At 71.5% G+C, this 21560-nt stretch carries 19 protein-coding genes and 1 tRNA gene; 7 read left to right on the top strand and 13 right to left on the bottom strand.

Translation table 11 applies throughout. From position 1 onward, the window contains the following. Positions 1-81: 81 nt before the first annotated feature. From AB0N63_RS04070 to AB0N63_RS04045, 6 genes are all read right to left on the bottom strand, one after another. A tRNA-Ser gene (locus AB0N63_RS04070) sits at positions 82-166 on the bottom strand. 267 nt (positions 167-433) lie between these two features. Further along, entirely contained in the window at positions 434-649 is a 216-nt protein-coding gene (locus AB0N63_RS04065) for a hypothetical protein (RefSeq protein ID WP_365523833.1), read from the bottom strand. Positions 650-892: 243 nt separating this feature from the next. Next, complete coding sequence (locus AB0N63_RS04060) at positions 893-1612, bottom strand: ABC transporter permease (protein WP_365523716.1); 720 nt, start codon at positions 1610-1612, stop codon at positions 893-895. Between the two features lie 9 nt (positions 1613-1621). Further along, complete coding sequence (locus tag AB0N63_RS04055; protein WP_365523713.1) at positions 1622-2533, bottom strand: ABC transporter ATP-binding protein; 912 nt, start codon at positions 2531-2533, stop codon at positions 1622-1624. Next, a complete protein-coding gene (locus AB0N63_RS04050) occupies positions 2530-3447 on the bottom strand; it encodes an ABC transporter permease (RefSeq protein WP_365523711.1) in 918 nt (305 codons plus the stop codon). The genes AB0N63_RS04055 and AB0N63_RS04050 overlap by 4 nt, the downstream gene beginning before the upstream one ends. After that, on the bottom strand, positions 3437-4543 hold the full coding sequence (locus AB0N63_RS04045) for an ABC transporter ATP-binding protein (RefSeq protein ID WP_365523708.1): 1107 nt from the start codon (positions 4541-4543) through the stop codon (positions 3437-3439). Before AB0N63_RS04045 ends, AB0N63_RS04050 begins: the two co-directional genes overlap by 11 nt. A gap of 258 nt (positions 4544-4801) precedes the next feature. Here AB0N63_RS04045 and AB0N63_RS04040 point away from each other — a divergent pair, with 258 nt between their 5' ends. Further along, positions 4802-5350: an RNA 2'-phosphotransferase gene (locus tag AB0N63_RS04040; RefSeq protein WP_365523831.1), complete on the top strand. Its 549-nt coding sequence runs from the start codon at positions 4802-4804 to the stop codon at positions 5348-5350. Between the two features lie 26 nt (positions 5351-5376). Beyond that, positions 5377-5838: a hypothetical protein gene (locus AB0N63_RS04035; protein ID WP_365523705.1), complete on the top strand. Its 462-nt coding sequence runs from the start codon at positions 5377-5379 to the stop codon at positions 5836-5838. A 66-nt stretch (positions 5839-5904) separates the two neighbouring features. Here the strand turns inward: AB0N63_RS04035 and AB0N63_RS04030 are convergent, their stop codons facing one another. Together AB0N63_RS04030 and AB0N63_RS04025 are read right to left on the bottom strand one after the other, a co-directional pair. After that, positions 5905-6813 (bottom strand): DNA-3-methyladenine glycosylase 2 family protein, encoded by a 909-nt coding sequence (locus AB0N63_RS04030; RefSeq protein WP_365523703.1) that lies wholly within the window; start codon positions 6811-6813, stop codon positions 5905-5907. 72 nt (positions 6814-6885) lie between these two features. Beyond that, positions 6886-7464 carry a TIGR03086 family metal-binding protein gene (locus tag AB0N63_RS04025; protein WP_365523700.1) on the bottom strand — a complete coding sequence of 193 codons (579 nt, stop codon included), beginning with the start codon at positions 7462-7464 and terminating at the stop codon, positions 6886-6888. Between the two features lie 107 nt (positions 7465-7571). Between AB0N63_RS04025 and AB0N63_RS04020 the strand changes: the two genes are divergently transcribed. Continuing rightward, positions 7572-8573 carry a WYL domain-containing protein gene (locus AB0N63_RS04020; RefSeq protein WP_365523698.1) on the top strand — a complete coding sequence of 334 codons (1002 nt, stop codon included), beginning with the start codon at positions 7572-7574 and terminating at the stop codon, positions 8571-8573. Positions 8574-8676: 103 nt separating this feature from the next. On the opposite strand, the gene AB0N63_RS04015 is transcribed toward AB0N63_RS04020, so the two are convergent. Further along, positions 8677-9579 (bottom strand): LLM class flavin-dependent oxidoreductase, encoded by a 903-nt coding sequence (locus tag AB0N63_RS04015; RefSeq protein WP_365523695.1) that lies wholly within the window; start codon positions 9577-9579, stop codon positions 8677-8679. A gap of 200 nt (positions 9580-9779) precedes the next feature. Here AB0N63_RS04015 and AB0N63_RS04010 point away from each other — a divergent pair, with 200 nt between their 5' ends. Further along, the gene (locus AB0N63_RS04010) at positions 9780-10706 is read left to right on the top strand and encodes an HAD-IIB family hydrolase (protein WP_365523692.1); all 927 of its coding nucleotides are present in this window, start codon (positions 9780-9782) and stop codon (positions 10704-10706) included. Positions 10707-10825: 119 nt separating this feature from the next. Here AB0N63_RS04010 and cydD read toward each other — a convergent pair whose 3' ends face one another. From cydD to AB0N63_RS03995, 3 genes are read right to left on the bottom strand one after another with little or no spacing between them, the layout of a single operon-like run. Then, positions 10826-14353, bottom strand: coding sequence for a thiol reductant ABC exporter subunit CydD (gene cydD / locus AB0N63_RS04005; protein WP_365523689.1), 3528 nt, complete (start codon positions 14351-14353; stop codon positions 10826-10828). Between the two features lie 51 nt (positions 14354-14404). Continuing rightward, positions 14405-15409 carry a cytochrome d ubiquinol oxidase subunit II gene (gene cydB, locus AB0N63_RS04000; RefSeq protein WP_365523687.1) on the bottom strand — a complete coding sequence of 335 codons (1005 nt, stop codon included), beginning with the start codon at positions 15407-15409 and terminating at the stop codon, positions 14405-14407. Between the two features lie 18 nt (positions 15410-15427). Continuing rightward, positions 15428-16936 (bottom strand): cytochrome ubiquinol oxidase subunit I, encoded by a 1509-nt coding sequence (locus AB0N63_RS03995; RefSeq protein WP_365523685.1) that lies wholly within the window; start codon positions 16934-16936, stop codon positions 15428-15430. Between the two features lie 134 nt (positions 16937-17070). Between AB0N63_RS03995 and AB0N63_RS03990 the strand changes: the two genes are divergently transcribed. Further along, the gene (locus AB0N63_RS03990) at positions 17071-17523 is read left to right on the top strand and encodes a cyclophilin-like family protein (RefSeq protein ID WP_365523828.1); all 453 of its coding nucleotides are present in this window, start codon (positions 17071-17073) and stop codon (positions 17521-17523) included. A 63-nt stretch (positions 17524-17586) separates the two neighbouring features. Here the strand turns inward: AB0N63_RS03990 and hisC are convergent, their stop codons facing one another. Then, positions 17587-18666, bottom strand: coding sequence for a histidinol-phosphate transaminase (gene hisC / locus AB0N63_RS03985; protein ID WP_365523682.1), 1080 nt, complete (start codon positions 18664-18666; stop codon positions 17587-17589). A 482-nt stretch (positions 18667-19148) separates the two neighbouring features. On the opposite strand from hisC, the gene AB0N63_RS03980 reads away from it, so the two are divergent. Continuing rightward, positions 19149-20261, top strand: a complete 1113-nt coding sequence (locus tag AB0N63_RS03980; RefSeq protein ID WP_009189525.1) for a LacI family DNA-binding transcriptional regulator — start codon at positions 19149-19151, stop codon at positions 20259-20261. A 183-nt stretch (positions 20262-20444) separates the two neighbouring features. Next, complete coding sequence (locus AB0N63_RS03975) at positions 20445-21560, top strand: metallophosphoesterase (protein ID WP_365523679.1); 1116 nt, start codon at positions 20445-20447, stop codon at positions 21558-21560.

The raw sequence follows: 21560 nt of genomic DNA, 5'->3' as shown, positions 1-21560 counted from the left end.
GCGGTTCCGTACGCCGTCACGGCACCGTAAGGGCCGGGCTCGACCGGAGGTTCCCGCGACCTTCGGCCGGAGTTTCTTCTGCGGAGGATGCACGGATCGAACGTGCGCGGGGTCTCCCCCGACCACGGCTTAGCAAGCCGGTGCCTTGCCACTCGGCCAATCCTCCGGGTGGGCGGCCCACGCGACAGCGGATCGCGTGCTCGAAGCGGCCGCCCCGGGCAGCTCCCGTGCGCAGCGGACTCGACGGAGCGGGTAACTACTCCGGAGCCCGCCGCGGGCTGCCCTGCCGGGAGCGCGGCGTACTGCCGTGCATCGACATCGCCCCGCTCCTCTCCCAGAACGTGGCGCCGGCTCGATCCGGCGCTGGGGACACGACCACTGTGCCGCGCCGCCGATGCCCGCGCCACCGAATTTCCGCCCCGCCGGGCACGGCTCAGCGGCGTCGCCACCGCCGTCTGCGCGCCTTGCCGAAGAACCATCCCGCGGGCGGCTCGTCGGAACGCCACGGCTGCGGCTCGGGCTGCTCGCGGCGCCAGCGGGCGGCCAGCATCCGGGCCCGCGCGGACGGCTCTGCGGTCGCGGCGGCCCGTATGAAGTCGGCGTCCAGGACGACGTCGTCCCAGCCGTCTCCGGCTCCTGCCCCGGGCACGGTCCCGTCCGCGCAGGTCCCGTCCGCGCAGGTCCCGTCCGCGCAGGTCCCGTCCGCGCAGGTCCCGTCCGTCCCGGGTGCGCTCTCGTCGCGCTCCTCGCGCCCCGGTGTCGCGCCCGCCATCCCGTCCTCCCCGGTCCTGCCGGTCGTCCCCGTCGTCCGTTCCGTCCAGTGTGCGCGGCCGTGGGGTGAAGCCCCCGTCAAGAACCCGCCGGGACGGCCCGCCGGGGCCGCCCCGCCCGCTCACTCCTCGCCCGCGAGCGTCAGCGACCGCAGCTTCTGCCCGGCGTACCAGGTGGCCAGCACCGTCACCGCGGCCAGCAGCACCGTCGCCGTCGTCAGCCCGACGTCCGAGGTCACCAGGTCCCCCTCGGCGACCCGGTGCGCCACCGCCAGCGACCACTGCTGGATGCTGAGCGTGCGCGCCCCCGGCACCAGCGAGCCGAACAGCGCCTCCCAGACCAGCGCGTAGACGAGGCCGAAGACCACCGCGTGCCGGGAGACCGTCCCCAGCAGCAGGAACAGGGCGGAGTAGGCGATGGAGGCGACCAGCGCGGCCACCGTGTAGGCCACGGCGATCTGCTGTCCGTTGCCGTTGAGGATCAGTCCGGCGACCAGGGTCGGCACCGCCGAGAAGACCATGGTCACCGCGATCGCCACGATCAGCTTCGTGAGGATGATCGTCGGCCGCTTCAGCGGCTTGGACAGCAGGTACACCACCGAGCCGTCGTCGATCTCGGGGCCGATCGCCCCCGTGCCGGCGATGACGCCGACGATCGGCACCATCGTGGCGAGCGCGAACCCGCCGAGCACGTTCGACGCCGTCTGGTCGTCGGCACCGGTCAGCGCGCGCACCACCACGGAGATCACGATCAGCAGCAGCGGCAGCGCGCCGAGGATGAGGGCTCGGCGCCGGCCGAGCAGGGCCCGGTAGGTCAGCCGGGCGACTGTGGGGTCGTACATCAGGGCCTCCTACGCCGCGACGAGGTACGAGAAGACGGACTCGAGGGACTCGTCGGACGGCGAGACCGTGAGCAGCCGGATGCCGTGGTCCCGGGCCACCCTCGGCAGCAGGACCGTGAACCGGCCGAAGTCGACGGCCTGGATGCGCAGCGCGCCCTCGGCGAGGTCCACCTCGATGCCGGACGTCGACGGGTCCGCGATCAGCGCGGCGGCCAGCGCCCGGTCGTCGCTGGAGCGCACCAGGTAGCGGTGCGGGCGGTCGGTCATCAGGCGGCGGATGCGGCGGAAGTCGCCACTGGCCGCGTGCCGCCCGGCGACGACGACCTCGATGTGCCGGGCGAGTTGCTCGACCTCCTCCAGGATGTGCGAGGAGAACAGGACCGTGCGGCCCTCGTCGCCCATGCGCCGCAGCAGGTCCATCAGCTGCATGCGCTGGCGCGGGTCCATGCCGTTGAACGGCTCGTCCAGCAGGAGCAGCGACGGGTCGTGCACGAGGGCGCTGGCCATCTTCACGCGCTGGCGCATGCCCTTGGAGTAGGTGGCGACCTTGCGGTCCTGCGCGTACTCCATCTCGACCGTGGCCAGCGCCTTCTGCGCGGCCTTGGCGCCCAGCCCGTGCAGTTCGGCGTTGGCGAGGACGAACTCACGGCCGGTGAGGAAGTCGTACATCGCCTCCCGCTCGGGGACGACGCCGATGTGCCGGTAGATCTGCTCGTTGCGCCACACCGGCTGCCCGTCGAGGGTGACGGAGCCGGTGGAGGGGGCGAGGAAGCCGCCCATCATGTTGATCAGCGTGGACTTGCCGGCGCCGTTGGGGCCGAGCAGGCCGGTTACGCCGGGGCCGATCGTCATGGTGATGTCGTTGACGGCGACCACGTTGCCGAACCAGCGGGAGACGTGGTCGATGTGCAGGGTTGTCACAGTCCCACCTTCTTGTAGCGGCGTAGCAGCAGGCCGTAGGCGGCGGCGATGAGGCCGAGGACGACGAGGACGTAGACGACGCCCTGCCCGGTGTCCGGGCCGACGGCTCCGGGCGCCGAGGAGGTGGCCCCGAGGAAGGCGGTCTGCACCCCGTCGATGAGGGTGACCGGCGAGAACAGGCCGATCCACGGGATGGCCGCGGTGTTGTTCTGGGCGTCGGCGATGGCCTCCAGGGTGGAGACCGCGCCGTAGGTGATGACCAGGACGGCGATCACGGCGGCGATGCCGAAGCCGCGGCGCGGGGTGACGGCGGCGACGACCAGGCCGATGCCGGCGAACAGAAGTGAGAGCAGGGCCACGGAGACGAGTCCTTCGGCGAATCCCTTGGTCTGGTCGGTGAAGTCCAGCTTCGCCAGCAGCGCGCCGACGTAGAGCACGAGCAGCGGCGCGGCGGTCAGGATGAACAGCGCGGAGGCCAGCGCCGCGTACTTGGCGCGGACGTAGTCGGCGGTCTCGATGGGCCGGGAGAAGTACAGGGGCACCATCTTGAAGCGCAGGTCGCGCGAGACGGACTGGGGCGCCTGCGAGGCGACGTACAGGCTGATCAGGCCCTGCATGATGATCGCGTAGCGCGTGTACTCGACGGGCAGGTCCTTGGCCTTGGTGGTGACCGTGACGGCGACCAGGATGGCCGCGACCAGGCACATCACCGCGAACAACAGCATCGGCAGCACCTTGGACCGGGTCGAGCGGCCGAGGCCGAAGGCGCCGCGCAGGGACTGCGAGTACAGCGACCGGCGGGCGTAGGCGCGGCCGAGCCGGGGGCCGTCGTAGCTGCGGTAGCCGATGTTGTGGATGCGGGTCTGGTCGCCCGCCGTGGTCACCGGTGTGCCGGTGGGCCGCTCAACCGTCATGGCCGACCGCCTCCTTCCGCTCTCCGTCGCGCTGCCCGCCGTGGCCGTCCCGGGCGTCCTGGCCGTCCCGGGCGTCCTGGGGGGCGCTTCGTTCGTCGTGGTCCCGGAAGACCTCCGAGATGTGGTGCCGGCGCTGCTCCATGCGCACCAGGCCGAGCCCGAGGTCCGCGATCACGTCCCGCACGAGGTCGTACGTCTCCTCGCCCTGTGCGGTGAGCAGCAGCACGTGTCCGGCGCCCGGCAGTCCGCTGCCGTCCTCGGTGCGCACTCCGCGCGCGTGGAGCGCGTCGCGCACCGCGCGGGTGCCGTCCGGGTGCTCGTCGGTGTCGGTGACCTCGACGGCGAGGGTCGTCGTGGTCTGCGTGAAGTCGGTGGTGGAGCTGGAGCGCAACAGTTTGCCGCCGTCGATGACGACGACGTGGTCGCAGGTGCGCTCCAGTTCGCCCAGCAGATGGGAGGTGACCAGGACCGAGATGCCGAAGTCGGTGTGGATGCGCCGGATCAGGCCGAGCATCTCGTCGCGGCCGACCGGGTCGAGGCCGTTGGTCGGCTCGTCGAGGAAGACGAGGCGCGGATCGTGCACCAGGGCCTGCGCGAGCTTCACGCGCTGCTTCATGCCGGTGGAGTAGCCGCCGATGGGACGGTAGCGCTCCTCGTACAGGCCGACGTGGCGCAGGGTGTCCGCTGTGCGTTCGCGGGCGGCGGTGGGCGGCAGCCCTGACATGCGCGCCATGTGGACGACGAACTCGGTGGCCGAGACGTCCGGCGGCAGGCAGTCGTGCTCGGGCATGTAGCCGACGCGTTCGCGGATGGCGGCGCCCTCGGTGGCGACGTCGAGGCCGAGCACCTCGGCGCGGCCCTCGGTGGCGGGGGACAGACCCAGCAGGATCTTGATCAGTGTGGACTTGCCGGCTCCGTTGGCGCCGACGAGTCCGGTCACACCGGGCCCGACGTCCACGGAGAGCCGGTCAAGCGCGGTCACCCGGGGGAACCGCTTGCTCAGGCTTTCGGTCGCGATCACAGTCACGTCAATGACAGTAGTGACGCGCGCCACGCGGATCGTCAGACTCCAGAGCCGTCTTGGCCCTCCGGGCATCAGACTCCAGTAGTACGAGGCCCTAGGGGAACCCGGTCCAGCCCCGAGTCGGCTCGGTTGTCCACAGAATCGCGGATTTCGCTGTGGATAACGTCACGTTGCTGTGGATCAAACCTCCGCGCGGAAAACAACCTGCGTGATGCTCGTCTCTCCCGGCACGCTGGTGGCATGACTGGACGACACACCGGCGGAACGGCCGGACAAGACGAGGGGGGCGCGGGACGCATCGGGGAGAGGGACGACCGGCGTGCCGGGGAGATGAACGAGCGGCGTGCCGTGAAGGTGTCGAAGTACCTCTCCAAGCATCTGCGTCACCAGCCGGAGCGGATCGGGCTCACGCTGGACGAAGGCGGCTGGGTGGCGATCGACGCGCTGGTCACGGCGGCCGCCGCCCATGGCTTCCCGTTCACCCGGGACGAGCTGGACCACGTGGTGGCCGCCAACGACAAACAGCGCTTCGCGATCGACGGCGACCGGATCCGGGCCAGTCAGGGACACACCGTCGAGGTCGATCTCGGACTGCCTCCGGCGACCCCGCCGCCGTACCTCTACCACGGCACCGTCGCCCGCTACGTCGAGCCGATCCGCACGGAGGGGCTGCGGCCCATGAACCGGCACGATGTGCACCTCTCGCCCGACCGGGAGACCGCCGCCCGGGTCGGCGCCCGCCGCGGTCGGCCGGTCGTGCTCTCCGTGGACGCCGCCGCCATGCACCGCGACGGCCGTGTCTTCCACGTCAGCGCCAACGGCGTCTGGCTGACCAGGGCGGTACCGCCGCAGTACCTGCGGTTCCCCTCCGGCCACTGACGCTCGGCCGCCGCCCTCCGTCCGGCATGATCGACGTCATGGACAGCCGCCTCTCCACCACCGAGTCCGCCGTCACGGCGTGCCGTGCCCTCGCCGCCGAGTACCTGCGGGAGATCGAGGTCACCCATGACATCGGCGCCGACCAGACCTCGCGCCGCAGCGCGGCCGGCGTCGGCGTCACCACCGACCCGGACGGCACGCTGCCGCACGAGGCCTATGTCGAGTTCGGCGGCCTGCCCCGCGTGACCGTACGGCTCTACCCGGAGGACGACGCACTGATCTCGGTCGAGGGCGTCGAGTTCCCCGATCTGCCCCGCGACGAGGTGCCCGCCTTCCTCCGGTCCGTCTTCACCGGCCAGGCGTTCGTCACGGCACGTCGTTTCCCGCCCGGCTACCGCCTGGTGGTCCCGCTGCCCGGAGACCGTACGTACAAGGAGCGCGTCCCGATGATCGGGCTCACCCCCTGGCTCAGCGGCAAGGTGCGGTGATGTTCGGCAAGGTGTAGTGGTGTTTCACGTGAAACAGCGGTGCCGGCCCACCGTCCTGGCCAACCGTCAGCCGCCGACGCGCAGGTAGTGCCCCCAGTAGCCCTGCCACCGGCCGTAGTGATCGGCCAGCCGCCGGAAGGCGTCCTCGTCCACCGGTCGGCGGTAGACGCGTTGGACGGCGCGGCCCATCTCCTTGTCGAGAGCGAGGTGTTCCATCCGGCCGAGGCCGCGGATCAGCAGGAACGACGCCGACCAAGGGCCGATACCGGGAAGCGCGAGCAGTTCCTTCCGCACCTCCTCGTACGGGCCGGTCCGCAGGAACCGTTCGTCCAGGTCCAGCCAGCGCCGCACCGCACCGTACAAATACGCGGCCTTGCGCCGGTTGCCGATCAGACGGTGCCACTCCGCCTCGTCGAACGCGGCCAGCTGCTCGGCGTCCGGGAACGCCCATCGCACCGCGCCGTCGAGTTCGACCCGGTTGCCGACCGCCTCGACGAGCGACTGCTTCATCGACCGTGCGACCGGCAGTGGGATCCGCTGGCAGAGGATCGCCCAGCACAGCAGCTCCAGCGGCGAGGGGAACTTGACCTGGTGGTATCCGTGCAGCCGCTCCCGGACAGGCGCGAAGGGCGCGTCCTGGTCGGCCAGTTCGTAGAACTCCGTCAGGTCGTCGCTCAGACCGAGGTGGAAGTCGAGCCGGTCGACGGCCGCGGTGACCGTGCCGGGGGCGATCGGGCCGGCCGCGGTGAGCGAACAGTCGAGCGCCGGCTTCCCGGGGACGGCCCGCAGCCGGGCGCCGAGCGTGCTGCCGTTCTCCCGCAGGGCCAGGGTCAGGACACCGCCTTCGACGCCCTGCTGTCCCGTCATCGCCGGGAACGCCCCGAGGAAGGCGAGAGCCGACCGGAAGTCGTACGGCTCCCGGACCGGCAGTCGTACGTTGACCGAACGTCCGGACGCCGACTCGGTGGTCGTCATGGTTCTCTCCCTGTGGTCTCCGGCCGGCCGGCCGGGGGCGTCCCCCGGCCGGCCGATCGTTCGTGGCGCTGGTCAGACCGTCCGGCCGAGCCAGCCGGCCAGCCTGCTGTGCACATCGGCGTCCTCCGGCACCGGCCGGACCGCCCCGAACGGGACCTCTCCGCCTCGCGGCTCGGGCGGCAGCACCTCCTGCGCGATGTCCAGGGCCGCCTGGGAGAGCCGCTCGTCCAACTCCGCCGCCGGGTCGATCACCTGGGCGATGTCCCAGGTGTGGGTCACCACCTCCATCACGTATCCGCTGAGGGCGATCCGGCCGGGAACCAGTCCCCACGGCACCTCCACTTCCCGGTCGAGCTTCGCCTCGTCGGCCCAGGCGGCGGCCAGTCGCCGGTGGGCGCGGCCGACGGCGCCGCCCCAGTCGGTGTCCGCGATCTCCCCGGTCGACGCCGGCACGTCCAGGCCCCGGCCGCCCTCGCCGACGTACGCGATGCGGTGGACCGCGCCGACGGTGTGGCCGAGCAGGGCCCGCAGGTCGTACTCGGCGCACGGGGTCTCCCGGTCGAGCCGCGCGGTGTCGAGGCGGCCCACCAGCCTCTCCAGCTGGTCCAGAGCGCTCAGCAGCAGGGGACGGGGGTCGAACGTGCGGTCCATCGGAAGGACTCCTCGATCGGTGGCCGGGACCGCGTGCCCCGGCCGACGTGAGTCCACAGTGGCAACCGATCCATGACAGCTGCCGTCAGGTTTTAAACTCCTCCACCATGAAGGCCGACAGGCTGTTGTCGATCCTGCTCCTGCTCCAGACGAGAGACGGCGCCTCGGCCCCCGAGCTGGCCCGCCGTCTGGAGGTGTCGGTCCGCACGATCTACCGGGACATCGAGGCGCTCTCCGCGGCGGGCGTCCCGGTGTGGGTCGAGCGCGGCCGCACCGGCGGCGTACGGCTGCTGCCCGGTTACCGCACCGACGTCCCCGGGCTGACCGGCGACGAGGCCCGCGCCCTGTTCGTCCTCACCGCCGACGGGGCGTACGAGGCGCTGGGCCTCGGCGCTGCCATCGGCTCGGCGCTGCGCAAGGTGATGGCCGCGCTGCCCGCCGGGCACCGTCCGGCGGCGGAGCTCACCAGCGAACGGATCCTGGTCGACCCGGTGCGCTGGAGGCGCGGTGACAGCACGGCCGAGGTGGATCTGGGCACGCTCCAGCAGGCGGTGTTCGCCGACCAGCGACTGCGGCTGAGCTACCGCCGCAGCGGCGAGACGGCGCCTCGCGACTACACCGTCGATCCGTACGGCCTGGTGAACAAGGCCGGTGTCTGGTACCTCGTGGCGGACCGGGAGGGGAAGCCGCGGCTGTTCCGCGCCGACCGGGTGGCGGCCGCAGCGGTGACCGACGAGCCGGTGCGGCGGCGCCGGGGCCACGGGCTGGCCGAGGTCTGGTCGAGGCTGCGGGAGCAGGTGGAGCGCACGACCGACGCCGTACGGGTGACCTGTCGGGTGCGTCAGGACCTGACGGACATGTTCCTGCGGATCCAGGCCGCGAACGTGACCGACGCCCCCGTCCCCCGCGACGACGGATGGGCGGAGGTGGGACTCGCGTTCCCCGCCCTGCGCGCGGTCCGCGCGCTGCTCGCCTTCGGCTCCGATGTCGAGGTGCTGGAGCCGCCCGAGGCCCGTGCGGAACTGGCGTCGGCGGCGGCCGCCGTCGTCGGGCTGTACGCACCGGAGCCGGGCGGCGCGGACCGCGCCGGGCGGACCGGCGGCCCCTGACGCCGCCCCGCACCCCCGGACCTGCCGCGTCTCGGATCTCCGCCCCCTTTTTCTTCCGCGCCCCGGGCGCGGGCGGGTGCTCCGGCCTTCGGGAGTGCGGGCCTCAGCGCAGCTGTGCGGCGGCCTCGGTGGCGATGCGCTCGAAGACCGCCTGGTCCGCGGCGAAGTCCGAGTCGGGGATCGGCCAGTGCAGCACGATCTCGGTGAAGCCCAGCTCGCGGTGGCGGCCGGCGAAGTCGACGAAGGCGGCCGGCGAGTCCAGCATCGTGTTCCGCTCCGGGGTGAAGCCGGTGAGCAGGATCTTGTCGACCTCCGAGACATCGCGGCCGATCTCCGCGCACGCCTTGCCCAGCTTCTCGATCTGGCCGCGCAGGGCCGCCAGCGACTGCTCCGCGGTCCCCGTCTCGAACAGCGCCGGGTCGCCGGTGGTCACCCAGGCCTGTCCGTACCGGGCGGCCAGCTTCAGCCCGCGCGGCCCGGTGGCGGCCACCGCGAACGGCAGCCGGGGCCGCTGCACACAGCCGGGGATGTCACGCGCCTCGTGCGCCGAGTAGAAGTCGCCCTCGTGGGACACCGAGTCCTCGGTCAACAGCCGGTCGAGCAACGGTAGGAACTCGCCGAACCGGTCCGCCCGCTCCCTCGGCGTCCACGCCTCCTGGCCGAGCACCGTGGCGTCGAAGCCGTTGCCGCCCGCTCCGATGCCGAGGGTGATCCGCCCGCCGGAGATGTCGTCGAGCGAGATCAGCTCCTTGGCGAGGGTGACCGGGTGCCGGAAGTTGGGCGAGGTGACGAGGGTGCCCAGACGCAGGCGGTCCGTGGCCGTGGCGGCGGCGGTGAGGGTGGGCAGCGCGCCGAACCAGGGGCCGTCTCGGAAGGTGCGCCAGGACAGGTGGTCGTAGGTGTAGGCGGCGTGGAAGCCGAGTTCCTCGGCGCGCTGCCACTTGGCGCGGCCCGCTTCGTGCCAGCGGTCGACGGGCAGGATCACGGTGCTCAGGCGCAGACTCATGGCAACGAGCCTACGTCGGGCTCAGCAGGGGCATCCCCGCATGGTCGGGCGGTACCTCCCTCACGGTTCCGATGCCGACGGGGCCTGTGGTGACGGGATGCGGAGGTGGGACGCGCGGGCACCGGCCGCCGGCCCCGAGCAGCCGAGGCGGCACGGGCGGCGACTCAAATGTGCGCACTGTCGCACGCACGTGCGGGCATATGCGCGACAATGGCGCGGTGACCTCAGCGACCCGACAGTCCGAGACCCCGGCTTCCTCCCAGCTCTCGACCTCGCTGGAGCAGGGGGACGCCCCGTTCGTTCCGCCGCGGCTGATCGCCACCGACCTCGACGGGACCCTGCTGCGCGACGACAAGTCGGTGTCGCCCCGCACCGTCGCCGCCCTCGCCGCCGCCGAGGAGGCCGGCATCGAGGTCTTCTTCGTCACCGGCCGCCCGGCCCGCTGGATGGACGTCGTCGCCGACCATGTGCACGGCCACGGCCTGGCGATCTGCGGCAACGGCGCCGCCGTGGTCGATCTGCACGGCGGCCCCGGAGCCCACCGGTTCGTGAAGGTGCGGGAGCTGACGCCGGAGCATGCCCTGGACGCGGTACGGCTGATCCGCGACGCCGCGCCGGGCACGGTCTGCGCGGTCGAGCAGACATACGGCTTCTACCAGGAGCCGGAGTACCCGAAGCTGCACATGGAGACGCCGGACCACCTCGCCCCGGCGGACGAGCTGCTCGCGCCGGAGGGGGTCGCCGTCGACCAGCCGATCCTGAAGATCCTCGCCTACCACCCGACGCTGGACCCCGACGCGTTCCTCACCGTCGCCCGGCTCGCCGTCGGCGCCCGCGTCACCATCACCCGTTCCAGCCCGAGCGCCCTGCTGGAGATCAGCGGCCCGGGGGTCTCCAAGGCCAGCACGCTCGCCCTGTGCTGCGCCGAGCGGGGCATCTCGCACGAGGAGGTCGTCGCCTTCGGCGACATGCCGAACGACGTCGAGATGCTCACCTGGGCCGGCCGCTCGTACGCCATGGGCAACGCGCACCCCGCCGCCGTCGCCGCGGCGACCGGGCGGACGGCCCCGAACAACGAGGACGGCGTCGCCGTCGTGATCGAGCGGATCCTGGGGGAGGGGCTGTAACGGCCGCACCCGGCGGGAGGGCGGCACCACGGCGTCCGGCAGAAGGACGTAGTGCCCGGTGGCGAGAGCGATGCTCAGCTGGGAGCTGCTCCCGCCGGACAGGGCGGCGCGGGCTGCCGCTACCGCGCTCCCACCAGTTCCTCCGCCGCCGCCTCGCGTGCCGCCATTCGCCGCAGCGGCCCCGGCAGCGCGGCCAGCTCCGCGTACGGTCCGCGCTGGACCACCCGGCCGCCGTCCAGGACGATCACCTCGTCCACGGTCTCCAGTCCGGCCAGGCGATGCGTGACGAGCAGGGTGGTACGGCCCTCGGTGGCGGCCAGCAGATCCGCGGTGAGCGCGTCGGCGGTCGGCAGATCGAGGTGCTCGGCCGGCTCGTCCAGCAGCAGCACCGGGAAGTCGGCGAGCAGTGCCCGCGCCAGGGCCAGCCGCTGCCGCTGTCCGCCCGACAGCCGCGCACCGTGCTCGCCGACCAGCGTGTCGAGCCCGTCGGGCAGGGAGTCGGTCCAGTCCAGCAGCCGGGCCCGCGCCAGCGCGTCCCGCAGCTCCGGCTCGGTCGCGTCCTTCCTGGCCAGCAACAGGTTCTCCCGCACCGAGCTGTCGAAGAGGTGCGCGTCCTGGGCGCACAGCCCGACGAGCCGTCGTACATCGTCGCCGTCCAGGGACCGGGCGTCGATCCCGCCGAGCGTGTAGGCGCCCGCCTCCGGGTCGAGGAACCGCAGCAGCACCTGCGCCAGCGTCGTCTTGCCGGCCCCGGACGCCCCGACCACCGCCACCCTGCGGCCCTCCTCCAGGGTCAGGTCGACACCGGTGAGCGCGTCCCGGTCCTGCCCCGCGTACCGGGCCGTGAGCCCCTTCACCACCAACGGGAACGGCCGTGCGGGCGCCTGCCGCGGACGGTCGGGCTCACGGACCGGCTCGGGGGCGTCGAGGATCTCGTGGACCCGTTCCGCGCTGCGACGCACCCGCTGCCGGTACTGCACCGCGAGCGGCATCCCGAGCACCGCCTCGAACGCCGCCAGCGGGGTGAGGACGACGACGGCCAGAATGACGCCGCTCAGCCGCCCGTCGGCGACCGCCTGGGCACCGACGAGGGCCGCAGCCGTGACGGTCAGGCCCGACACCAGCGCGGTGAGCCCGTCACCGACGGCGGTGGCGGTGGCCGCACGCGAGGCGATCCGGGTGAGCGCGGCGTCGGCCCGCCGGGCGCGGGCGGCGCGGTCGGGCAGCGCACCCGCGACGGTCAGCTCGGCGGTGCCGGTGAGCAGGTCGGTGATCCGGGTGGCCAGGGCTCCGCGGGCGGGGGCCAGCCGGTGTTCGGCGCGCCGGGACACGGCGCCGGTGACCAGCGGAACGCCGACGCCTGCCGCGACCAGCCCGGCGGCGAGCACCGCACCGGCCTCGGGCAGCAGCCAGGCGGTGAACGCGACGGAGACGGCGGAGACGACCAGCGCCGACCCGGCGGGCAGCAGCCAGCGCAGCCAGTAGTCCTGCAAGGCGTCCACGTCGGTGACGAGCCGGGTCAGCAGATCACCCCGGCGCACCCGGCGCAGACCGGCCGGCGACAGCCGCTCCAGTCGCTGGTAGACGGCGACCCTCGTGTCGGCCAGCATCCGCAGCACCGCGTCGTGTGAGACAAGCCGTTCCGCGTACCGGAAGACGGCCCGGCCGATGCCGAAGGTACGGGTCGCCGTCACGGCCACCATCAGATAGAGCACGGGCGGATGCTGCGAGGCCCGCGAGATGAGCCAGCCGGAGGTGGCCATCAGACCGACGGCGCTGCCCAGGGCGAGGGTGCCCAGCAGCAGAGCGAGGGCGAAACGGCCACGCCGGGGTCCGGACATGGCTCGGACCCGCGCGAGGACGCCGCCGCGCCCGGCCTTCACGACAGCCCCGGGCCCGGCAGGTTCGCCGGTCTCATCAGGGTCCTGTCCGCCGGCCCCGTCCGGCCGTACCTGCGCCGGGCTCGGGACGGGCGCCGATACGGCGCTCCCCGTGACCTGCCGCGCCTCGGTGCCGTCGAGCCGCACCACCCGGTCCGCCGCCCGCAGCAGTGCGGGCCGGTGCACGACGAGCAGCACGGTCCGGCCGGCCGACAGCCTCCGTACCGCGTCGACGACCTCGGCCTCGGTCGCGCCGTCCAGTGCGGCGGTCGGCTCGTCGAGCAGCAGGACGGGGCGGTCGGCGAGAAAGGCCCGGGCGAGCGCGAGTCGTTGCCGCTGTCCGGCGGACAGCCCGGCGCCGTCCTCGCCGAGGACGGTGTCCGTGCCCTCCGGCAGTGCGTCCACGAACTCCAGCGCGCCCGCGTCGGCCAGGGCGGTGCGGACGGCGGCGGCGTCGGCGTCGGGCCGGGCCAGCCGTACGTTCTCGGCGATCGTCCCGGCGTACAGATGCGGTCGTTGCGGCACCCAGGCGATCCGGGAGCGCCACTCCTGGAGGTCGAGGCCGGTCAGATCGGCTCCCCCGATCCGTACCCGGCCCGTGGTGGGCGTGACGAAGCCGAGCAGGACGTTCAGCAGGGTCGACTTGCCCGTGCCGCTCGGTCCGACGAGCGCCACGGTCTCCCCCGGTTCCACGCTGAAGGAGACCTCGCTGACTGCCTCCGCGGCGCGCCCGGGGTAGCGGACGCCCACGTTCTCGAAGACCAGTGCCCCGGCGGGGACGGCGCCCGTGCCGGTCGCGGGCGCCGGGATCTCCAGGACGGCGAAGATCTCCTCCGCGGCGGCCAGTCCTTCCGCCGCCGCGTGGTACTGCGCGCCGACCTGGCGCAGCGGCAGATACGCCTCGGGCGCCAGCACGAGGATGACCAGACCGACGTACAGGTCCATCTCGCCGTTGACCAGCCGCATGCCGATCGTCACGGCGACCAGGGCCACCGACAGGGTGGCCAGCAGTTCCAGGGCGAAGGAGGACAGGAAGGCGATGCGCAGGGTGCGCAGGGTGGCCCGTCGGTACTCGCCGGTGATGCGGCGGATCGACTCGGCCTGTGCCTTGGCCCGGCCGAACACCTTGAGGGTGGGCAGCCCCGCGACGACGTCCAGGAAGTGGCCGGACAGCCGCGACAGCAGCCGCCACTGACGGTCCATCCGGGACTGCGTGGCCCAGCCGATCAGCATCATGAAGACGGGGATGAGGGGCAGGGTGGCGACGATGATGGCCGCCGACACCCAGTCCTCTGTGACGATCCGCGCCAGCACGGCGACCGGGACGACGAGCGCGAGGCCCAGTTGCGGCAGGTAGCGCGAGAAGTAGTCGTCCAGGGCGTCGATCCCACGGGTGGCCAGGGAGACCAGTGACCCGGTGCGCTGCCCGCTGAGCCAGCCGGGGCCCAGTGCCGTCGCCCGGTCCAGCAGCCGCCCGCGCAGCTCGGACTTGACCGCCGCACTGGCCCGGTGGGCGGCCAGCTCGGTCAGCCAGGACACCAGCGCGCGGCCGCAGGCGACGGCAGCCAGCAGCAGGAGGAAGGCGCTCAGTTCACCGACCGTCATGCGGTGCTGGAACGCACCGACCACGGTCTCGGCGATGAGCATGGCCTGAGCGATGACCAGCCCCGCGCCGAGGACGCCGAGGACGACGACGGCCAGCAGGAAGATCCGGGTGGCCCGTGCGTAGTGCAGAAGACGCGGATCGATCGGTTTCACGTGGAACATGCCCTTCGGTCCCAGGGGGTGTGTTTCACGTGAAACACACCCCGGCCGGACTCAGTGCGCGGCTTCGGCGATGTGCTGGGTGCCGATCCGCTTGCGGAACACCCAGTACGTCCATCCCTGGTAGAGCAGGACGATCGGCGTGGCGATCCCCGCGCACCAGGTCATGATCTTCAGGGTGTACGGGCTGGACGAGGCGTTGGTGACCGTCAGGCTCCAGGAGGGGTCCAGCGTGGACGGCATGACGTTCGGGAAGAGCGAGAGGAAGAGCGTCGCCACGGCGGCCACGACGGTGACGCCCGACAGGGCGAACGACCATCCCTCACGGCCCAGTTGGTTGGCCGCCAGCGCGGCGACCAGGGCGGCCACGGCCACGACCAGCGCGACCAGGCTCCGCCCGTTGCCGGTGTCGGCCTGGGTCCACAGCAGGAAGGCCAGCGCCACGACCGCCGTCACCAGGCCCACGCGCAGGGCGAGCCGGCGGGCCCGCTCCCGGATGTCGCCGACGGTCTTCAGCGCCGTGAACACCGCACCGTGGAAGGTGAACAGCGTCAGCGTGACCAGTCCACCGAGCAGCGCGTACGGGTGGAGCAGATCACCGAGACCGCCGACGTACTCGAGGTTCTTGTCGATCTTCACACCGTGCACGATGTTGCCGAAGGCCACGCCCCACAGGAAGGCGGGGAGCAGTGAGCACCAGAAGATCGCGGCCTCCCAGTTGCGCTGCCACTTCTCCTCGGGCCGCTTGGCCCGGTACTCGAAGGCGACTCCACGCACGATCAGGCAGACCAGGATGACCAGCAGCGGCAGGTAGAAGCCGGAGAAGAGGGTGGCGTACCACTCGGGGAAGGCGGCGAAGGTGGCGCCACCCGCGGACAGCAGCCAGACCTCGTTGCCGTCCCAGACGGGGCCGATGGTGTTGATCAGCACCCGCTTCTCGGGCCGGTTCCGGGCGAGCAGCTTGGTGAGGACGCCGACCCCGAAGTCGAAGCCTTCCAGGAAGAAGTATCCGGTCCACAGGACGGCGATGAGGACGAACCAGATGTCGTGCAGTTCCATGGCAGTGACTCCCTCGGCCTAGTACGAGAAGGCCATCGGCTTGTCGGCGTCACGGAGGTCGCCGCCGATCTTCGTGGGCGGGTTGAGGTCGGCCTCCGTCAGTTCGGGCGGGCCTGCCTTGACGTACTTCACGAGCAGTTTCACCTCGACGACGGCGAGGATGGCGTAGAGCGCGGTGAAGACGGCCATGGAGGTGAGGACCTCGCCCTGGGAGACGCCGGGGGAGACCGCCTGCCGGGTCTGGAGCACGCCGTAGACGGCCCACGGCTGGCGGCCCATCTCGGTGAAGATCCAGCCCCAGGAGTTGGCGATCAGCGGGAAGGCCAGCGTCCAGACGGCGATCCGCCAGTACCACGTGGTCAGCTGCGGTCCCAGTGCCTTGTTCTTGAACAGCACCAGGTGGGGCACCTCGTCCTCGCCGACGCGCAGGTGCTGCGGCAGCAGGAACTTCTTGCGGGTGAGCCAGAGTCCGGCCAGGCCGATGGCGAAGGACGCCATGCCGAACCCGATCATCCAGCGGAAGCCCCAGAAGGTGACGGGGATGTTGGGCCGGTAGTCGCCGGGCCCGAACTTCTGCTGCTCGGCCTTGTTGACGTCGTTGATGCCGGGCACATAGGAGCTGAAGCTGTCGTCCGCCAGGAAGGACAGCAGGCCGGGTACCTCGATGGCGACCGTGTTGTGGCCCTTATCCACGTCGCCGTAGGCGAAGATCGAGAAGGGGGCCGGCTTCTGGCCGTCCCACAGGGCCTCGGCGGCGGCCATCTTCATGGGCTGCTGCTTGAACATGACCTTGCCGAGGGTGTCGCCGCTGATCGCGGTGAGCAGTCCGGCGATGACGACGGTGATCAGACCGAGCCGCAGCGAGGTCTTCATCGCGCCGACGTGCTTCTTGCGGGCGAGGTGGTAGGCGGCGATGCCCACCATGAAGGCGCCGCCGGTCAGGAAGGCCGCGGAGAGCGTGTGGAAGGCCTGGGTGAGGGCGGTGTTCTGGGTCAGCACCGCCCAGAAGTCGGTGAGTTCCGCGCGCCCCTTGGCCTTGTCGATCCGGTAGCCGACGGGGTGCTGCATCCAGGAGTTGGCCGCGAGGATGAAGTACGCGGACAGGATGGTGCCGATCGACACCATCCATATGCAGGCCAGGTGGATCTTCTTGGGCAGCTTGTCCCAGCCGAAGATCCACAGGCCGATGAAGGTGGATTCGAAGAAGAACGCGATCAGGGCCTCGAAGGCGAGCGGGGCTCCGAAGATGTCGCCGACGAAGCGCGAGTAGTCCGACCAGTTCATGCCGAACTGGAACTCCTGCACGATGCCGGTGACCACGCCCATCGCGATGTTGATCAGGAAGAGCTTGCCCCAGAACTTGGTGGCCCTGAGGTACTTCTCCTTTTCCGTGCGTACCCACGCGGTCTGCAGCCCGGCCGTGAGCGCGGCCAGGGAGATCGTCAGGGGGACGAACAGGAAGTGGTAGACGGTCGTGATGCCGAACTGCCAGCGCGCCAGTGTCTCCGGCGCCAAAGCCAGGTTCACGTCGTCACTCTCCTTACGTCGTCGTGGTCACGACGGCGGTTTGCCCTGATGTGACCTGCACAACAGGGCAGCAATCGGACTAGCTTGTGAACGCGTTCACATTCACAAGCAATTATGACGCACCGATTCTCGCCATGTCACCGGGGGGTCCCCCACGACCTCAGCGGCAGACCCTCGGCAACAACTTCAACAACTCGTTGAATTGCGCGCCATGCAGATACGCGTCTCCTGGCCCGCCGGCCGGCTCAACGCAACCCTGGAGGACACCCCGACCCGCGCGCGCCCTCGCCCGGCAACTGCCGCTGGTCTCCTCCGCCCGAACCCGGGGTGAGGAGGTCTCCTTCGACACCGGGTCTCGGTTCCACGTGAAACGGACGCCCGGCAGGTCATGGCCCCGGCACCGTCGCCCTCTGGACCGACGGCACCGCCCGTGCCCTCCCTATGGACCTACGCCGATCCCCCACGGCGAGTGCCGGCTCGCGAGCCCGTGCAACGGTCGCGGTCGGGTCGACGGCGGCCCGCGTCAGCTCGCCTCCGTCCGGCACGGGGATCCGGTGCGGGGGGAGCCAAGACGACTGAGGGCCTGACTGGCGGTCACGCACGCAAAGGCGGCGCTCGCCGGGCAGGCCCTCGAAACCCTGATGAATCACTCAGATCTTGTTGCGGAACGCCTCCGCCGCCTTCAGGAAGATGTCGTTCGCCTCGGTCTCCCCGACGGTCACCCGCACCCCCTCGCCCGCGAACGGCCGGATGACCACGCCTGCCTGCTCACACGCCTCGGCGAAGTCGACCGTGCGCTCCCCCAGCCTCAGCCACACGAAGTTGGCGTGCGTCTCGGGCACGGTCCACCCCTGGGCGCTCAGCGCCTCGACCACGCGCGTGCGCTCGCACACGAGCGAGCCGACCCGGCCCAGCAGCTCGTCCTCGGCCCGCAGCGAGGCGATCGCCGCCTCCTGTGCCAGCTGGCTCACCCCGAACGGCACCGCCGTCTTGCGCAGCGCGGCCGCCACCGGATCGTGCGCGATCGCGAAGCCCACCCTCAGTCCGGCCAGGCCGTACGCCTTGGAGAAGGTGCGCAGCACACAGACGTTCGGCCGGTCGCGGTAGATCGTCACACCGTCGGGGACCTCGGGGTCGCGGATGAACTCGCGGTAGGCCTCGTCCAGCACGACCAGCACATCGCCGGGCACCCGGTCGAGGAAGCGCTCCAGCTCCGCGCGCCGCACCACCGTGCCGGTCGGGTTGTTGGGGTTGCACACGAAGATCAGCCGGGTGCGGTCGGTGATCGCGTCCGCCATCGCGTCCAGGTCGTGCAGCTCGCCCGGCGTCAACGGGACCTTGACCGAGGTCGCCCCGCTGATCTGGGTGATGATCGGGTACGCCTCGAAGGAGCGCCAGGCGTAGATCACCTCGTCGCCGGGGCCGCTGGTGGCCTGGATCAGCTGCTGGGCGACGCCGACGGAACCGGTGCCGGTGGCCACGTGGGAGACGGGCACGCCGAAGCGCTCGGCCAGCTCGTTCGTCAGGGCCGTGCACGCCATGTCCGGGTACCGGTTGAAGTCGCGGGCGGCGGCCGTGACCGTCTCCATGACGCCCGGCAACGGCGGGTAGGGGTTCTCGTTGGAGGACAGCTTGTACGCTGCCGGGCCGTCGGCCGCTGCGGGCTTCCCGGGCTTGTAGGTGGGGATACCCTCCAGCTCGGCGCGCAGCTTCGGGTTCGTCTCGCTCACCGCAGTCCTCCTCGTGAACACACCGGCTTCCAATACTGCACACCTTAGGAGGATTGGCCGCCGCTGCGTATGGGTCGGCGGCCACCACTCCTGCCCGGATCGCCCAGGGACCACGCGACGGCGCCTCGACCCGCGCGGACTCGTCACACCCTGCGCGCGACCGTGACCTCGCCGGTCACCGGGCATTCGGGGACACCGCTGTACGAATGCGCACGAATGAGGGGGCGCACCCCACATATATCTATGCGCCGGTGGCTTGCGCCCTGGCGCGCATCCCCCGTGAAGGTGAGTTGAGACCTCTTCGATACCTCGGAGGCTCGCCAGGCACACACCGGCCACCACATCACGTATGGGTGTCAGATCGGCTAACTGTCTCTGTTTCTCAGGTAGTTGCAGGCCACCGACCTTGCAGAAACGTGCCTGTGAATGCGTGCATATGCGTCCGCGCTACCCCACCGTATGAGCCCTACTATCGGCTCGCCATGACAGCAGCAGGGAAGCACCAGGTGAGCCGCGCGGAAACCTCACGGCGAGGCAGCCGGCCGGGCCGGGCGGGCATCAGAGACGTGGCCGCCGCCGCCGGAGTCTCCATCACGACCGTCTCCGACGCCCTCAACGGCAAGGGCAGACTCCCGGACGCCACCCGCCGCCATGTCCGCGAGGTGGCCGACCGGCTGGGGTACCGCCCCTCCGCCGCCGCCCGCACCCTCCGTACCGGCAAGTCGGGCCTCATCGGTCTGACCGTGACCACGTACGGGGATGAACCTTTCACCTTCACCGAGTTCGCGTACTTCGCCGAGATGGCCCGGGCCGCCACCTCGGCCGCGCTCGCCCGCGGCTACGCCCTCGTCATCCTCCCCGCGACCTCGCGCCACGACGTGTGGTCGAACGTCGCCCTGGACGGCACGGTCGTCATCGACCCCTCCGACCAGGACCCGGTCGTCAGCGAACTGGTCCGGCAGGGGTTACCGGTGGTGAGCGACGGCCGCCCGGTCGGCTCGCTCCCCGTCACCGCCTGGGTCGACAACGACCACGAGGCCGCCGTCCTCGGCATCCTCGACCACCTCGCCGAGGCCGGCGCCCGCCGTATCGGCCTGCTCACCGGCACCACGACCGACACGTACACCCATCTGTCGACCACCGCCTACCTGCACTGGTGCGAGCGCGTCGGCCAGGACCCGGTCTACGAGGCCTACCCCGCTCATGACCCGTGCGCCGGCGCCGTCGCCGCCGACCGGCTGCTGGCCCGCCCCGACCGGCCCGACGCGGTCTACGGGCTGTTCGACCCCAACGGCACCGACCTGCTCGCCGCCGCCCGTCGCTACGGGCTGCGCGTCCCTGAGGACCTGCTGCTGGTGTGCTGCAGCGAGTCCATGGTGTACGCCAGCACCGAGCCGCCCATCACCACGCTCTCCCTGAAACCGCGCCGCATCGGCACGGCGGTCATCCAGCTCCTCATCGACGCCATCGAGGGAGTCGAGTCGGACCAGCCGGTCGAGCAGGTCATACCGACCGAGCTGATCGTGCGCACCTCGTCCCAGCGCCGCCCGCCACGCACGACGGTCAGCCCGCCACGCACGCCGGAGGGACGGTAGGGTCAGCCGGTCGCGGGAGCGCCGAAGACTGCCCAATCGGGGCGAAAGCCGCGGTGAACCTGAGTCCCGTTCCGATTCACCACCCCTGGGTCATCACATGGCGCGATCCGCATTCCTATGATGGGCGCACGACACCGCGGGCCGCTGCGACCAGGCAGTCCGAAGCGGTGCAGATGCGGCGCGATGGTGGAGGGGTCGATGACTCAGGGGGCCGGTCAGGGACCCGAGGTGGAGCGGACGGCGACGTTGCGTGACTTCCGAGTGCCCGCGTATGTGAACGAGACCGGCCCGTACGCCCAGGGCGGCCCCACGGCCGAGCCCGCCGTGCCGGTCGAGCCCGGGTATCCGGTGGCCCCGGAGGGCTACCCGGACGCGTACACGCCCACCGAGCGCGATCTGCCCGTCATCAACCGCGGCGACGCGCTCCAGGTGGGCACGGCCCCGGCGCCCGCGCCGGCCGCCCCGCAGCCCGCCACCGGGCCCGGCCCGCTGTTCGTGGTCGGCGACGTGCACGGCTACCTCGACGAGCTGGTCGCCGCCCTCCAGGAGCAGGGCCTCATCGACGCTGCGGGCCAGTGGTGCGCGGGCACCGCCAGGCTGTGGTTCCTCGGCGACTTCACCGACCGCGGCCCGGACGGCATCGGCGTCATCGACCTGGTGATGCGGCTGTCCGCCGAGGCGGCCGCGGCCGGCGGCTACTGCAAGGCGCTCATGGGCAACCACGAGCTGCTGCTGCTCGGCGCCCGCCGGTTCGGCGACACACCCGTCAACTCCGGTGCAGGCACCGCCACTTTCCAGGCGGCCTGGCTGCTCAACGGCGGCCAGAAATCCGACATGGACCGCCTCCAGGACCACCACCTCCAGTGGATGGCCCGCCTCGACGCGGTCGAGGAGGTCGACGGTTATCTGCTCGTGCACTCCGACACCACCGCCTACCTCGACTACGGCCGTTCGATCGAAGAGGTCAACGACAATGTCCGCGAGGCGCTCACGCGCAACGACGCGGACGAGGTGTGGGACCTGTTCCGCAAGTTCACCAAGCGCTTCTCCTTCCGCGACGAGGGCGGCGCCGACGCCGTACGCTCCCTGCTCGATACGTACGGCGGCACCCGCATCGTTCACGGCCACAGCCCGATTCCCTATCTGCTGGGCGAAGTCGGCTCCGAGGAAGGCGACGAGCCGACGGCCCCGGTGGTGGAGGGGCCGCACGTCTACGCCGACGGACTGGCCATCGCGATGGACGGCGGCGTGACGATGTCGGGGAAGCTGCTGGTCCGGCAACTGCCGCTGGACGTCTGA

The sequence above is a fragment of the Streptomyces sp. NPDC093260 genome (assembly GCF_040683715.1).
In the GTDB taxonomy this organism is placed as follows: Bacteria; Actinomycetota; Actinomycetes; order Streptomycetales; family Streptomycetaceae; genus Streptomyces; species Streptomyces sennicomposti.
Note: the sequence above shows the minus strand (reverse complement) of the source record. Positions and strands in the feature narration are given on the sequence as shown.